Raw genomic sequence first — 14,413 nt, 5'->3', positions numbered from 1 at the left:
GTTTTTACTTTGACTGCCCCTGTTGTGAAGCCTGTACGCTAGCAAAGACGTAACCTTTATCTACGGTGATAACAACATTGTGTGCAATCTCTATGTCAACTTTGTTAGTTGCCAAATCAATCTTCTTGACTGTACCGTAGATACCACCACCAGTAACAACAGTGTCACCTGCTTTCAATGCATTCTGAAATGCACGGATTTCTTTCTGTTTCTTCTGTTGTGGGCGAATCATTAAGAACCACATGATGGCAAAGATTACTACCATCATGACTATCATCTGCCAACCACCACCTCCTTGGGTAGGTTGTGCGGCTAAAAACATAGCTGTATTCATTTTATCTATTTATTACTTTTATTGTACTATTAAAAAAAGTTTATCTACATGAAGCCTACTTTTCCAAAGAAGAACTCCATACATAAAACAAATTGATTATTCAATATTCTCTTGTGGAGCATCAGGCTGCGTGCGACTAGCAATGCGCTGAGCCGATGTCTGCGCAATCGTTGGGCGACGTCCCTCTCGACGGGGAACATTGTTCCGCTGATTATCTACATAGGCACGACGAGGACGTGGTTCTGGCATTACCTTCATCATCTTACCTGTTTTTATAAGATGGCGTGCGATTGTATCAAGCATACCATTAATGTATCCGCCACTGCGTGGCGTACTGTATAACTTAGCTAAATCCACATACTCATTGATGGTCACTGTCGCTGGAATATTAGGGAATGTCATCATCTCAGCAATAGCAATTTGCATTATAACAACATCCATATAAGCAAGACGAGAGAAGTCCCAATTGCGACTTGACTCACTCATATAACGCTGATATTCATCAGCATTAAGAATAGTAGAACGGAATAGCTTAATAGCGAACTCACGATCATCCTCTTCTCTATATTCCTTCAAGAGTTCTTGATCTGCCTTATTTTCTGGGTCAAAACGCTTAATCGTTTTAAGGACAAAGGTATCAACAATCTCTTTATCATCATTCCAATAAAGACTCTTCTCCTCTAGAACTGCATCTAAGTCTGCATTCTCTTGTATCAAAGTACGATAGATTTTACGCCAAACTTCACGATCTACATCATACGAATCCTCTTCGTTCGCCATATACTCTTGGTAAATTGTACTCTGCTCTATTTGATCACAAAGTTTACGAACAACCTCCATATCATCCTCCCAACGATGTTTCTGAGTTTCCATGAAACTATTGAGTTGCTTATTCTCCTCTAGCTGTACTGCAAACTTATTATAAGCAAATCGCTGAGAAGGAGCCTCTGTTCCTTCACGTGTAGCACGATTAGCATTTATCTCCACGCGATGGCGCTCCTCTTGCGTGATAGATACAATTAAAGCCAAGAGATAATTGTAGAGATCATATGCTTTTGCTAAACTGAAAAGCAATTCTTTCTCTGCATTGTCCATATTCCTGTTACCGTTCTGATAGTATGCATAGGTTAACTGGACAATCTTAATTCTAATTAATTCCCTATTGATCATTGTCTATTCTAAAAGATTGTGTTTCTATTGAATTCTTTAACGTTGCAAATATAGGAAAATTCCTTTGCACATGCAAACAAAACATTCTTTTTCTATGTTTTTTAAGACAATACTTGTGTAGTCCAGCGAAAAGAGGTAACTTTGCAGCGCTTTCGGCAAATTGAGAAAGAGATATTAAAAGTTCTATAAAGACTTAGTTTCCATATTTCTCAGTGTGTGATGGCGAATTAACGTTCATATTAATTTAGAGTAACACAAAGTTATGAAAGAAATTAAAGTAGCAGGTCAGAAGCGTACAGACCTTGGAAAGAAAGCTTCAAAACAACTTCGTAAGGAAGGTTTAGTTCCTTGTAATCTTTATGGTGAGGCACAGAAAGACGGCAAGCCATTGGCATTGTCATTCACTGCTTCTATGGCAGAACTCCGCAAGTTAGTTTACACTCCACACATCTATGTTGTAGAGTTGGTTATTGACGGCGAGAGACACACAGCAGTTCTTAAGGAACTCCAGTTCCACCCAGTAACAGATGCTCTTCTCCACGTAGACTTCTATGAAGTAAACGACCAGAAGCCTATCGTTATGGGCGTACCTGTTAAACTCGTTGGTTTAGCACAGGGTGTACGTGATGGTGGACGTATGAACATGTCTATTCGTAAGATCAATGTTAAGGCTGCTTATCAGCAGATTCCAGAGCACCTCGATATCAACGTTACTCATCTTAACCTTGGTAAGAGTATTAAGGTTGGGGAGTTAAGCTTCGAAGGTCTCGAGTTAGTAACTCCAAAGGAGGTTGTTGTTTGCTCTATCAAGGCTACACGTAACTCTATCCAGGCTGCTGCTGCTGCTGCAGCTGAGGCTGAGTAATCTTAACAAGCTACGACAAATTGGATAAGTATTTAATTTGTGGACTAGGCAACCCAGGTCATGAGTACGAGGGAACTAGGCACAACACAGGATTTATGGTATTGGACGCTTTCGCTAAAGCGTCCAATATTGTTTTTGAGGACAAACGCTATGGATTCATAGCAGAAACTACTATTAAAGGGCGGAAAATCATTCTTCTCAAGCCTACAACATTCATGAATCTATCAGGGAATGCTGTTCGTTATTGGTTGAATAAGGAGAATATTGACCAAAGTCGACTACTCGTTATTTCCGACGATGTCGCTTTACCACTAGGTGCTTTTCGCTTAAAAGGGAATGGATCAAATGGTGGGCACAATGGCTTGGGTCATATTCAACAACTCATCGGACAAAATTATGCACGATTACGCATGGGTGTTGGCAACGATTACCCACGTGGAGGTCAAATAGACTGGGTACTTGGGCATTATTCAGAAAATGATATGAAAGTCCTTCAACCTTCGATTGATTTAGGTGTAGATATCATCAAGAGTTTTGTTTTAGCAGGCTTAGATATCACCATGAATCAATTTAACAAACTCGGTAAGAAGTAACACAACTACTAAAAGATGACATGAACGACGTTGCAAGAATAGATAAATGGCTCTGGGCTGCACGCATCTTTAAAACTCGCTCTATTGCAGCTGACGCCTGTAAGAATGGTCGTGTGACGATTAAGGGCATAAACGTAAAGCCTTCTCATACTATCAAAGTGGGCGAAGTAGTAAGCGTAAAGAAGCCTCCTATCACCTATTCGTTTAAGGTTCTTAAAACCATCGAACAGCGCGTTGGAGCAAAGTTAATCCCCGAAGTATATGAGAATGTCACCGAAGCAAAGCAATACGAACTACTTGAAATGAGTCGTATCAGTGGTTTCGTTGACAGAGCACGAGGTACTGGTCGCCCCACTAAGAAAGATCGTCGACAGATAGATGCCTTCATCGATCCTTCAATGTTCGGCTTTGATGACGATGAGGAGGACGAGTAACACTTCAACAGGTATTTACTTTGTTTTCAAGAAAAGAATAACTATCTTTGCAGTCTAAAACAAACTACACGATCATGGCTTATAAAGTATTAGACATAGCTAACAAGTTATTACTACGGGCAAAGAATAATGAAAGTGGGGATCTCATGTCTAACATGAAATTACAAAAGATGCTTTATTATCAACAAGGTTTCCATCTTGCTTATTTCGACACACCTCTCTTTGATGAGGATATCGAGGCTTGGATGTACGGACCTGTTGTTCCATCTGTGTACTCTTATTATAAGAATTGTGGTAGACAAGGAATCATGCCCGAAACCGAAGAAGAACTTCCTCTTGATAAAAAAGAAGAAGCTCTTTTCTCTGAAGTTTATAGAGTTTATGGTGCCTATGATGCCATCGGACTTATGGATATGACACATTCCGAAACTCCTTGGAAAGCAACACCAACGGGACAAGGCAATATCATCAACAAAAAACTTATGCAATCTTTCTTTAAAAAGCGATTGAAATAATGGCAAAAGCTAAGAAAGGGAAAGACACAAAAAGGAACTCCTTTATTAAAGGAATCTCTACCAACAAGAACATCACAGAGGAACATATAGGAGTCTACGAGAGTATCGATTACCCCTTATTCTCTTTTAAGTACCTACAGGAACATTCCATCAGAGACTGTAAAGACCATAAGTTCTTTTTCGATTTCCTTATACGATTGAGGAAACTATCCGAATTAGGATGGGAGCAAATAAGAACTTCCGCACGCCATTCCTTTGGCATGGAGAAAATACCGAGAGAAAGTATCATACCTCAAATTCCTAATTTCATAACACCAGACGTAGAAGAACTCCATGTATTCCGATCAAATGGAAACAACACAGCACTTGTTGGTCTACAAATAGATAAGATTTTCCATGTTCTCTTCATTGAGACAAAACACGGAGATATATACAAGCACCAATAGAGCCTTAATCCTTCTAACCTGTATAGAGAGTATCTAACGGCAGACATCGAACAAATCGTTTCAAATCAAGCAAATAAGGCTTTAAGACAGAATGCCATAGAGACACATTGCGTAATGACATATTCTCCATTACCCCTTATTAATAAGTAGGGACAGACGCCCTCGTCTGTCCCTACTTTGTGGCATTTCACCAGCCTATCCTAACTAGCTTCCGTTAGGCACTCTCCCCCTTTCGGGGGAGCTGGAGGGAGGCTTCCTACCCTACCTGTGGTCCAGGGTGGTCTTCACTCCCCTCTCCATTCGGAGAGGGGGCGGGGGTGAGGCTTTTTTTCTCATCACCTTTCCACTCTTCCCACTCAATGTCAACATCCGCCAAGCCACGGGTGGAAACACGACCCTTGCCAGCACCACGATAACGGGTTTCGGGTAAGAAACGGACACGCACACCACGAATTAATGTGGCATTTACATCTTTAGGTTTGTCGACACCATTTTTCGTTGTCACGGCTGTGAAATAAAACGAACCGACCCCATCGAGCTTCACCGAGCGACCCTGTGCCATGAAGTCACCCAGCACACCACCCAAGGCTGTCAGTACCGCTCGCACATCGGCAGGGCTAACCGTCGATTCGGCTGCAATTCGTTTTGCTACTTGTTCGGTTGTTGCCGGACTTACCACTAGAACGGACTTAGGATACCATTTTCCGTTCACTTTCATTTGAGCTTTCTTATAGAATGCCATAGGTAAAAGATTTTTACGCTGCAACACTGTTTCTACCAGCCATCATTACGAGTCGTACACCCGTGTTTTACGCCATATACTTTCGTGGCTGACAATATATACTTTCGTGTCCCACGAAATGTACTTTTGTACCCCACAATATGTACTTTCGTCAAACTGCCGATTTTCACAGCTTGCAGCAAGTTAATAATTAGATTTATTACTTCCGCACAACTTGCGGATTTTTCTTTACATTTTCCATTCTCCCCCAAACCAACCACGAGGTTTATTTGGTAATTAAATTCCCCTCCCTTCGGGAGGGGTTAGGGGTGGGTTTTTAAGGGGTATTTAGTAACTAAAACTCCCTCCCTTCGGGAGGGTAAGGGGTGGGTATTATTCTGAGACTGGAAGAGCCGCGAACCCCAAACACCGAGGGTTGTGACTCAGCGGGTGCACATCTTTCCAGTAGAAGTTCAGGCTGCAACTTTGGCCCTGGGAGCTCGGAACCGCCGACCAATAGCAACCACCGTTGTCGACGTTGTTCAGCGAACCATCATGGCGGTCGCGATAGCCCGAGGCAGGAACATAGATAGTAGCAGTCTTACTGCCGTTCGTCCAAAAAATATGGCCAGAGTTGATGTAGAAAGTCCACCCATTGTCTGTACCGTCAACATTCAATGTGCTAAGGTTTTGACCATCAGCCGTAAAACCTGTAAATGCATTATTAGCAGGCATCTTGAAACCTACTGGACAAGGATCGTAAATGGTTTTGACGATAGGATTATCGTTACCAACATTCACACCACCAGTAACTGTGTTATCGGCTGACCAAAGATTGTTATAAGAATAACCTGCTGGAGGGGTTTTAGACCACGAATCACCCAACGTATAGAAACTACCAGGATTCTGAATACCATTCTGGATGGACATATTATTACCTGCATTTTCGGTAATACTTCCTTGCTTAATATCTGCACCAGGGAAGGCATCCTTACGACCAAACTGATAAAGGGTTGTGGCACCCTTCTTTTGGCTACCTGGATTCTGGGTAATATTGATGACTGTATACGCTTTTGTACCATTGTTAGCAACTGTCTGCTCGACCTTTACCTTGACTGTACGAGCAATAGTAGAACCTCTCCACAACGTTGGCTTCCAACCCAAAGCTTCCTTGGTAAAGTAATAATTTACGTTCTGATGGTTGGTAACCTTTATCTTATCAAGCGCATCCTTAGGAGCAAACCACAAATGCCATGACCAAAGAACAGTTTTTGAACCAACACCATCACTTTTGGTAACTGCAACAACGGCATTGCCACTTTGGATGTCGCTCGCTTTGACTTCAAACTCGAGGAATGCATCGTTATTGGCATCATGCTTGATTGCTGGAGAGTAAACAAGATTGGCTGCATCTGCCCAGACTATTTCTGCACCATCTACACCATTATTAGCACCGCTGTTGGTCTTCTCTATCCAAGGGTCGGTGATGGGGTTGCCTGCATGGTCTTGGAAGTTACTTAGGATGTAAGTTCCCGTATTGCTCGTCCTGTATGAACTTGGATTATCGTTTCCGTTCTCAATGGCATTACCATAAACGAGTGGGATGCGATAATAACCAGGAGCAGAGATTACGTAAGAATTGGCTGTGCTACGACTTACACTACCACCCTTGGTAGAAAGGTCGTAAGGAGCAGAAGCAGAACCTAAGGCGGTTGCATCCTTGAGTTCCTTGTTACGCTTAGCGAGCAAATCGGTAATGTTTTTTGTCAATGTGGCTGTACCTTGGTCGGCAGCAGTACCACCATTGCCATCGGTCTTGCTAAGACTGGTCAACCAAGCTGGTTTCTCTGCCATAGTGAAAGTACCATCGCCATTGGCATCGTAACCAACAACCTTCCAAGCCACTGCCTGCTGTGTACCATCAGGAGCTGTACGATAACTTGTGATGCCGTAATTATCTGTCGTTGTTGCATTGAAAGCAGCAGCACTTGGATTGGTTGCTGTAATCGTATAATTCCAAGAAGATCTAGTCTCACTTAACTTTAGTGTACGTGTTGTTCCGGCTTTCCATTCACCTTTCAATGTTGCCGTGATTTCAGTGTTATCTGTGAAGTGTACGTATGCAGTTACGCTATTTCCCGTAAGCACCTGTGGAATCATATAGAAGGTGAAGTTATCACCCGTGTTGCCCATGATGGTAACGTTAGGGTTGGAACTGGTGTTTACGCTTAAGCCCGAAAGAGTGGCTGTACCACGAGTTGCACCCGTGTTATCCCAGGTTGCGCCTGTACCGTTAAACGCATTTGAGAGCTTATATTTGCTCTTCATAATGGCATTACGAATCTCAACCTTATCAATGGTTTTGTTCCAGGAAAGGTTTTGACCCACAGCAAAGCGGATGGCTGTAAGGGCGTGGCGGAAGTCAAGGTTGGTTGTAGGCTGCTCAAACTGTGTTGCATAATGCACCTCGCCTGTACATGCCGTCATAAAGTCCTTCTGATCTCTGACGTTAGGTTCTACCGTGAAGTCAACACTGGGGGCATTGTTGGTAGAAGTCATATCATTGATAGTAAGTTTAGAATAACTATCCTTAGAAGGATAAACTGCAAAGAAGCGTGCCCAAGGCTGTGCAAACGACCAGCGAATAGGAGTATAGAGTTCGCCGTTGCTCTTGGTTTTCGCAGCTTTGAACCATTCTGGTGTTGTCAATATGCTTGTTGCTGCAACACCACGGATACCTGTTGACGAGAAGTCACCACCAATCGTGGTTTCTATGTTAGCACGAGTGCGTGCATCAGCCTTTACTGGGTTTATGCCTTCAACGGTTGTCTCAATAAGACATACGTCAAGGTTACGATTGCTGTGTGCAGCAAGTTTCTGACCAGCAAGATCTTTGTTAGCAAGTCCAGGTGTGATTGCACCACGGGTCATTGCAGCACCACGGGCAATCGTCTCTGACTGGACATCTTTTACACTAAAGCGTACCAATGCTTCATTGCTTCCACCCTGATTAGACGATAAATCATCGTCAGAGCAAGAAGCAACCGACAATGTCATACCGCCAACGAGAGAAGCAAACAGCATATAATTGAAAATATTTCTCTTCATCTTTAAACTAATTTCTTAGTGATTCTTACTTGTTATCCTTCAAGATCGTCATCTGGGTTGCTGTCATCTGACGTAGGAGGGACTACTTGAATTGTTCCAGGCGTCTGGCTACCAGTACCACCGCCACCAGGACGAACGAGAGGACTATTGGCAAGAAAATTGCCTTCTGCTTCGATCTCTAGCACTTCTGTAGATGGACAGACGTAGGATTGTCGTACTGTTCTTCTGATTCTCTTCATAAATTTTAATTACTAGCTAATTATTAATATATTTAGTTCACTCACATGTCATGATAAGGAATTAGACGAAAATGTTGAATAGGAGATAAAACAACAAACGACAAAGGAAGCTTTCAAGAAGCCCTTTGTCGACACATCATTACGTGCTACAACTTGGAAACACACGTAATATACTAAGAAAGAGATAATTAATGTACTATATATGAGAGAGAGAGAGAGAGAGAGAGTACACAATTATTTGGAATATCCAAATAATTTAACATCTTTTCTTTATTTTCTTTCTTCAGCACCTTTCTAACCTTGTTCGCATTGCAAGCAACAGGCATAACAACACGACTTACACCTTTATTATATAGGGTGCAAGCATTAGTGGTTGAAATAAGCTGCTTTGTTACTCTCATTATGCGTTATAGCAAGTTAATTTTCGTTTAACCGGGCGCAAAGGTAAGAAGAATTAATTAAAGGAGCAAGGAAAAGAAGAAAAAAAGCCTCAACAATCGACTCAACCAGCCTCACCCCCACCCCCTCTACAGCCTCACCCCCGCCCCCTCTCCGAATGGAGAGGGGAGTAAATAGTACTGTTTGCAGAGAATTTGCCGGAGATCCTTCACGTTTCTTTGCTTTGTCTTCAAGAATATTATTCTGCCTAAAGTAATATAGTTAAAAGGGGGGTTGTTCCTTTTATCTACTTAGAAACCAGCAGGACCGCCCATTGGTGGGCGACCACCACCCATTGCTCCACCACCAGGAGGAGGTGGTGGCATATTCGAATTAGGGCGTCCGAAACCACGATCCTTGGGCTTTGGAGCATTCTTGCCACCAAATAGATTCAATCGATAAGTAGCACGGAACATGATGTAACTATTTATACTATTATATTCCGTGTCGGTTCTGTTTACAGCATTGATAGTGCGTGAGAGATTGCTTTGTTGATGTAAAATGTCATAGAACTGTAAGCTCAATGTCAAAGCATTACCCGCTAACAAACTCTGAGAAAGCTGTGCATTCCACAACAACTCATTCGTGTTTAGTGCCGCATCATTATATCCTCGACGGCTATTCTGATGTAAATCAGTAGATAAACTCATGTTCCAAGGCAAGGAGAAGATAAGACTTCCACCGTAAGAGAATTGCCATGTACTCAAGTTATTGAGGCTTTGGAGATTGTTCTTAGAATGTGTGTAATCAACCGAACCATCCAATGCTAGTTCTAGCCAAGAAGTGCGATAACTAGCTGATAAGCGTTCCCCAAGTGTCAAAGACTTAGTGATATTCTTCTCAACGGCACTTGTTGCATTCTGTTGTAAATAACTAGCGTAACGATTGAAACTGCCTCGTGTGAACGTATTAACATTCCATACACCTGCAGAATCAATACTTGTATTAAACATCACAGCTGCATTTGCATCCCAATTACCATTCACATTGACTGGTTGTACTGTACGAACTCCAGTCGTTCCATCATACGTAACACTGTTTCCAATGGCGTTACGTGTAGTAGAGAAGTCCGCAAAAGTCATCACTGATTGCGCATGTTTTTGCCTAAAGGCATTGTAGAACAAGCGGAACTTATTAGTAAAGGCTGGCTTCAAATTAGGGTTACCTTTCGAGATATTCTGTGGATCGGTATTATCGACAATATCAAGTAACTGCGTCATAGATGGTTGCGAGACCGTACCATTATAATTGATACGCAGGTTGCTTTGCTCATTGAATTTATAGCGGAAATCGAACGTTGGACTCCAGTTCACCACTGATCGTTTATTATCAACATGCACACCTAAATAATCCTGCATATAGGTGGAATGTTGTGGTTGTAACTTCATTCCGACATTCATTTTCCACTTTGTATGTAACATTCGCAACATCACTTGCATATCGTGAGTATAGGTTCGATACTCTGAATAACGGCTTAAATTAGAATCTAAATAACTTGCCAAAGGATTCGTTAATAAACCTAGATAATTATCCCATGATCGATAAGCTGGCTTCAAACTACCAAACGTTCCAGATGGTAATGAGGAGAAATCATAAGTATCACGATCGCTCTTTGAGAAGCCATATTTGAACTGGTAACTGAATTGTAAGTATGTCTTCCGTGCAAGTGGTTCGCTATAAGTAGCCTGCAAAGCGTAATCCCAGCTCTTTGTTGGCATAAGGTTATAACGATAAGCACGATAGGTTTCATAATTCCCCAGGGCATCTCTCAACTGAAAGTATTGTAAGTCTTGTGTTGAGAAAGTCTTCGAATCTGCTTCGCTATAATCGCCATCCACACGCAGGGTAACGTTTCGTCCGTTCTGACTCAAGCGACGATTCACTTGGAGCATAGCTCCCAAAGCATTATTATCACCATAAGAAATGGTTGTATTATGCTGATTGTTCACCATTACACCTTGTGCTTCTAACTGTGCAATAGCTGTTGCCGACAATGGATCATCCACACTTTCGTATGGGTCGGTATTGTAAGCTGCCGACTTACTAACAACCTGTCCATCACTCTTTGATAGTCGGATATTAGGTCGGAACATGATATTCCACATAGAGTCAGGTTTCCACTCCAAACGGAAACGACCATCCCAAGAGTTCTCACGAGTATATTCCTGCGAGCGACGATTGGCGTATGAACCTTGTGACGCAACGAAGTTCTCTATTGATACACGGGTATTCAAGTCACCATCAGAATGATTCCAACGAACACTACCATCCCATTGTAAGGTTTTACCATTATCATAGTTCATATTCAAACCAACCATCTTTGTAGCATTCAATCCTTGACGTATGCCACCCCATCCGCCACGAGGACCACCACCAAAGCCCATATCGTTGACGTTATTAGCAGACAAGAAGCCCATCATTCGGAACTTATCACTGAAATAAGCAGCCATTGCCTTCTCTGAATAACGATGCTTGGTTCCTATTCCAAGGTCAATGTTTGAGAAGAAACCTTTGTTCATTCCAGCCTTAACACCAAAGTCCAGTACAGTCGATTCGTTACCATCATCAATCCCCGTCACACGACTCAAATCACTCTTCTGGTCGTATGCTTTAATCTTATCTATTATGGAGGTAGGGAGGTTCTTGAGTGCAGTTTTAGTATCACCAGTCATGAACTCCTTGCCATTAATGAGTATTTTCTTGACCTCTTTACCATTAATCTTTATCGTACCATCGTCCGACACTTCTGCTCCTGGTAGCTTTTTTACCAAGGCTTCAATAGTCGATCCCTCTGCAACACGGAATGCCGACGCATTGTATTGAAAGGTATCTGCCTTCACAACTACCTTCGGTGCACTTGCAACAACCTTAACTTCTTTCAACGTGTGCGTATCTACTTGAAAATCGAGCTGCCCTATAGCAACATCTTGATCATTTGCAATCGTAACATTCTGAAAGATTGTTTTATAACCAACATAGGATGCTTTCAGAATAAACCTGCCATTCGTTGGAGCTGTCACTTTGAAATTACCACTTTCATCGGAGGTAGCTCCAACAACATAGGTGCTATCCATCTTCAATAGCTGAACAACTGCAAAAGGAACTTTCTCCTTCACTTCTCCATCAAAAAGAGAACCTGTTATTGTCCTATTCTGTGCAAGTAACGTGATGCTACTAAACAACAAGAATACAAACAAGAATAATCTTTTTACCATAAAACTATTTCATTAACTGGATTATATGATGGTTTAACATATAAGAAGTTTAGCCTTAATCTTCACTTTTAACAGCTTATATAAGACATTTACAATTATTTTTTGTAACATTGCAGTTGATAGTAAATTTAACTAATAACAATTAAATACAATACAATTAAACATAAAGGAGTATGAGGCATAAAGTATTCTTCACAGGTATATTAATTTCCTTTGTCTTATCTTCATGCAATAATACAACGAAGAAAGTGGATAACAACCCTACAAATGATAGTGCAGCTTCTATCGTTTTGGTTGATAAAAGTACTCCCGAAAAAGTGGTAGCACAACCTGACCGATTTGTTACTTACAAGAAGACGGAACGTTACCATCTAAATACAGAATGGGGAACTGGCGAAGGACAGGAGGATCCCTCTTATAATGTAGGGCACAAGAGTCTTGACCTGCAATGGCCTGTTTACCTCAATGGAGTTACACAATTACCTATCTTACAAGACCATCTTATGATTCTCATATTCGGTAAATCATGCCCTGATATACAATCAGCTATGGCAGAGTATTGGAATCTGGGAATGATAGATGAGTGCGGCCCATACGATCCAGGAGAAGAGATTACATTAAAAAGAGTGAAGAGTAATAATCCTAATTTCGTCCAATTCATATTGAAACGTATGGTTAATTGGGGTGGAGGAACTGGTGCTTCTATAGAAACCTCTACTAAAGGTATCACCTATGACAAGCGTGTACAAAAGATACTTCGAAAGAAAGACATCCTTAAAAACCCACATAGTTATCAACTCGTACAAGTCCTTAATCAAGAGATAAAAAAGATTATGACGACATATCATGAAGAGTACAATCTACTCACAAAGATGCCTAACGATGTTATTGTAAGTGACAAGGGGCTAACCTTTATGTGCCCAGAATGTATACAATATACTGCTCAGGGAGATGAATTAGAAGTATTCGTGCCTTACTTCCGAATAGCAAATTATCTTACAAACGACTTCAAGCAATCTATTAATATGCAATGACTTGCACAGATAGGACAAGCTTTTATACGGATTGGAAGTAAAGAGATAGTTTATGAAACAGCGTATCATCATATCAAAACAATTACAGACAGAATTGACAGAAGCCATTGCTGAATGTGAACATGATAGAATCTTTGTTCTCGTAGACGAGACTACTAACAAACTCTGTTGGTCTCTTGTCAAGGATTATTTATGTCTGAAAGATGCCCAAACAATTGTTATTGGTGCAACTGACAGACGTAAGAATCTTGATACACTTGTCCATGTATGGGAATCATTACAGCAAGGGAAAGCCACACGGCACAGTCTGCTCATCAACCTTGGAGGTGGTATGGTGACCGACTTAGGAGGCTTTGCTGCTTCAACCTACAAACGGGGAATTAACTTCATCAATGTTCCAACAACCTTACTTGCCATGGTGGATGCAAGTGTTGGAGGTAAAACGGGTATCAACTTTGGTGGGTTAAAGAACGAGATAGGAGTCTTTAATGATGCTGAATTTGTATTGCTTGATACCAACTGGCTCCGAACACTTGATGAAGCAAATATCCGCAGCGGTTATGCTGAGATGCTCAAACATGGTTTGATAGCTGATGAAACGATGTGGGCAGAACTCATCAACTTCAATCTAGCACAACCTAATCTTCTTCAACTAGCCTCTATGCTGAACAAGAGTGTACGCATTAAGGAACGTATAGTTACAGAAGATCCACACGAAAAGGGTATTCGTAAAGCCTTAAACCTCGGTCACACCTTTGGACATGCGTTCGAGTCATGGGCAATGAAGCGCCAACCTGTCTTGCATGGATACGCTGTCGCATTCGGACTGATTGCAGAACTGTATCTTGCAACGACACAAACAGACTTCCCCACAGAGCGTATGCGCCAAACAGTAAACTTCATTCGAGCGTATTATGGAAGTCTTCCTATCACCTGCAACGACTATCCTGAGCTTATAGAACTCATGCACCACGATAAAAAGAATCGTGGCAATGAAATCAATGTAACGCTCCTTGGTGGTATTGGAGACATCCGCATCGATCAGACCATCACGGAGGAAGACATTAAGGAAGCACTCGACTTTTTCCGTGAAGGGTAGACTTATGTTCGTAAGTCCAGCTTATGAAAGGTATTCTTAACTATCTTCGTAATACAAAACCAGTTCATTTATATTACATAAAACCCCTAATTAAGTTTGAAATTCATTTGCTGTCAGTTTTAATATTCAAACTATATCATTGATTACTAACACCTTATATACTGTGAAAAGATGACAGGAATGACAGCAAAAATAATTTCCT

14 protein-coding genes are annotated in these 14,413 nt (G+C 41.5%); 7 read left to right on the top strand and 7 right to left on the bottom strand.

The window, feature by feature from the left end:
- Positions 1-4: 4 nt before the first annotated feature.
- On the bottom strand, positions 5-334 hold the full coding sequence (gene yajC / locus O3603_RS04335) for a preprotein translocase subunit YajC (protein ID WP_004382476.1): 330 nt from the start codon (positions 332-334) through the stop codon (positions 5-7).
- 96 nt (positions 335-430) lie between these two features.
- On the bottom strand, positions 431-1,504 hold the full coding sequence (gene nusB / locus O3603_RS04330; protein WP_371520912.1) for a transcription antitermination factor NusB: 1,074 nt from the start codon (positions 1,502-1,504) through the stop codon (positions 431-433).
- A 262-nt stretch (positions 1,505-1,766) separates the two neighbouring features.
- Between nusB and O3603_RS04325 the strand changes: the two genes are divergently transcribed.
- The 5 genes from O3603_RS04325 (at position 1,767) to O3603_RS04305 (ending at position 4,357) form a co-directional block, all read left to right on the top strand.
- Positions 1,767-2,369 carry a 50S ribosomal protein L25/general stress protein Ctc gene (locus tag O3603_RS04325; RefSeq protein ID WP_315440611.1) on the top strand — a complete coding sequence of 201 codons (603 nt, stop codon included), beginning with the start codon at positions 1,767-1,769 and terminating at the stop codon, positions 2,367-2,369.
- Positions 2,370-2,389: 20 nt separating this feature from the next.
- Complete coding sequence (gene pth / locus O3603_RS04320; protein WP_371520909.1) at positions 2,390-2,962, top strand: aminoacyl-tRNA hydrolase; 573 nt, start codon at positions 2,390-2,392, stop codon at positions 2,960-2,962.
- Positions 2,963-2,982: 20 nt separating this feature from the next.
- Positions 2,983-3,396: an RNA-binding S4 domain-containing protein gene (locus O3603_RS04315; protein WP_371520906.1), complete on the top strand. Its 414-nt coding sequence runs from the start codon at positions 2,983-2,985 to the stop codon at positions 3,394-3,396.
- A gap of 74 nt (positions 3,397-3,470) precedes the next feature.
- A complete protein-coding gene (locus tag O3603_RS04310; RefSeq protein ID WP_371520903.1) occupies positions 3,471-3,911 on the top strand; it encodes a Panacea domain-containing protein in 441 nt (146 codons plus the stop codon).
- On the top strand, positions 3,911-4,357 hold the full coding sequence (locus O3603_RS04305) for a hypothetical protein (protein ID WP_315087686.1): 447 nt from the start codon (positions 3,911-3,913) through the stop codon (positions 4,355-4,357). The genes O3603_RS04310 and O3603_RS04305 overlap by 1 nt, the downstream gene beginning before the upstream one ends.
- 256 nt (positions 4,358-4,613) lie before the next feature.
- On the opposite strand, the gene O3603_RS04300 is transcribed toward O3603_RS04305, so the two are convergent.
- The 5 genes from O3603_RS04300 to O3603_RS04280 form a co-directional block, all read right to left on the bottom strand.
- Positions 4,614-5,099 (bottom strand): HU family DNA-binding protein, encoded by a 486-nt coding sequence (locus O3603_RS04300; protein ID WP_371520900.1) that lies wholly within the window; start codon positions 5,097-5,099, stop codon positions 4,614-4,616.
- Between the two features lie 372 nt (positions 5,100-5,471).
- Positions 5,472-8,186 (bottom strand): hypothetical protein, encoded by a 2,715-nt coding sequence (locus O3603_RS04295; protein ID WP_371520897.1) that lies wholly within the window; start codon positions 8,184-8,186, stop codon positions 5,472-5,474.
- A gap of 32 nt (positions 8,187-8,218) precedes the next feature.
- The gene (locus O3603_RS04290) at positions 8,219-8,425 is read right to left on the bottom strand and encodes a hypothetical protein (RefSeq protein ID WP_371520894.1); all 207 of its coding nucleotides are present in this window, start codon (positions 8,423-8,425) and stop codon (positions 8,219-8,221) included.
- 188 nt (positions 8,426-8,613) lie between these two features.
- Positions 8,614-8,826, bottom strand: a complete 213-nt coding sequence (locus O3603_RS04285) for a hypothetical protein (protein WP_371520891.1) — start codon at positions 8,824-8,826, stop codon at positions 8,614-8,616.
- 288 nt (positions 8,827-9,114) lie between these two features.
- Complete coding sequence (locus O3603_RS04280; RefSeq protein WP_371520889.1) at positions 9,115-12,078, bottom strand: outer membrane beta-barrel protein; 2,964 nt, start codon at positions 12,076-12,078, stop codon at positions 9,115-9,117.
- A 173-nt stretch (positions 12,079-12,251) separates the two neighbouring features.
- Between O3603_RS04280 and O3603_RS04275 the strand changes: the two genes are divergently transcribed.
- Both O3603_RS04275 and aroB read left to right on the top strand, forming a co-directional pair.
- Positions 12,252-13,112: a hypothetical protein gene (locus tag O3603_RS04275; protein WP_371520886.1), complete on the top strand. Its 861-nt coding sequence runs from the start codon at positions 12,252-12,254 to the stop codon at positions 13,110-13,112.
- Between the two features lie 52 nt (positions 13,113-13,164).
- Positions 13,165-14,211: a 3-dehydroquinate synthase gene (aroB, locus tag O3603_RS04270; protein ID WP_314573744.1), complete on the top strand. Its 1,047-nt coding sequence runs from the start codon at positions 13,165-13,167 to the stop codon at positions 14,209-14,211.
- The last annotated feature ends 202 nt before the right edge of the window (positions 14,212-14,413 follow it).

Source organism: Prevotella sp. 20925_1_30, from assembly GCF_041433025.1.
Lineage (GTDB): Bacteria > Bacteroidota > Bacteroidia > Bacteroidales > Bacteroidaceae > Prevotella > Prevotella vespertina.
Note: the sequence above shows the minus strand (reverse complement) of the source record. Positions and strands in the feature narration are given on the sequence as shown.

Coding starts and splice junctions, on each gene's coding strand:
- O3603_RS04285 (WP_371520891.1), bottom strand. CDS start 8,826: ATGAGAGTAACAAAGCAGCTTATTTCAACCACTAATGCTTGCACCCTA.
- O3603_RS04300 (WP_371520900.1), bottom strand. CDS start 5,099: ATGGCATTCTATAAGAAAGCTCAAATGAAAGTGAACGGAAAATGGTAT.
- O3603_RS04295 (WP_371520897.1), bottom strand. CDS start 8,186: ATGAAGAGAAATATTTTCAATTATATGCTGTTTGCTTCTCTCGTTGGC.
- nusB (WP_371520912.1), bottom strand. CDS start 1,504: ATGATCAATAGGGAATTAATTAGAATTAAGATTGTCCAGTTAACCTAT.
- O3603_RS04315 (WP_371520906.1), top strand. CDS start 2,983: ATGAACGACGTTGCAAGAATAGATAAATGGCTCTGGGCTGCACGCATC.
- aroB (WP_314573744.1), top strand. CDS start 13,165: ATGAAACAGCGTATCATCATATCAAAACAATTACAGACAGAATTGACA.
- O3603_RS04290 (WP_371520894.1), bottom strand. CDS start 8,425: ATGAAGAGAATCAGAAGAACAGTACGACAATCCTACGTCTGTCCATCT.
- yajC (WP_004382476.1), bottom strand. CDS start 334: ATGAATACAGCTATGTTTTTAGCCGCACAACCTACCCAAGGAGGTGGT.
- O3603_RS04325 (WP_315440611.1), top strand. CDS start 1,767: ATGAAAGAAATTAAAGTAGCAGGTCAGAAGCGTACAGACCTTGGAAAG.
- O3603_RS04305 (WP_315087686.1), top strand. CDS start 3,911: ATGGCAAAAGCTAAGAAAGGGAAAGACACAAAAAGGAACTCCTTTATT.
- O3603_RS04280 (WP_371520889.1), bottom strand. CDS start 12,078: ATGGTAAAAAGATTATTCTTGTTTGTATTCTTGTTGTTTAGTAGCATC.
- O3603_RS04310 (WP_371520903.1), top strand. CDS start 3,471: ATGGCTTATAAAGTATTAGACATAGCTAACAAGTTATTACTACGGGCA.
- O3603_RS04275 (WP_371520886.1), top strand. CDS start 12,252: ATGAGGCATAAAGTATTCTTCACAGGTATATTAATTTCCTTTGTCTTA.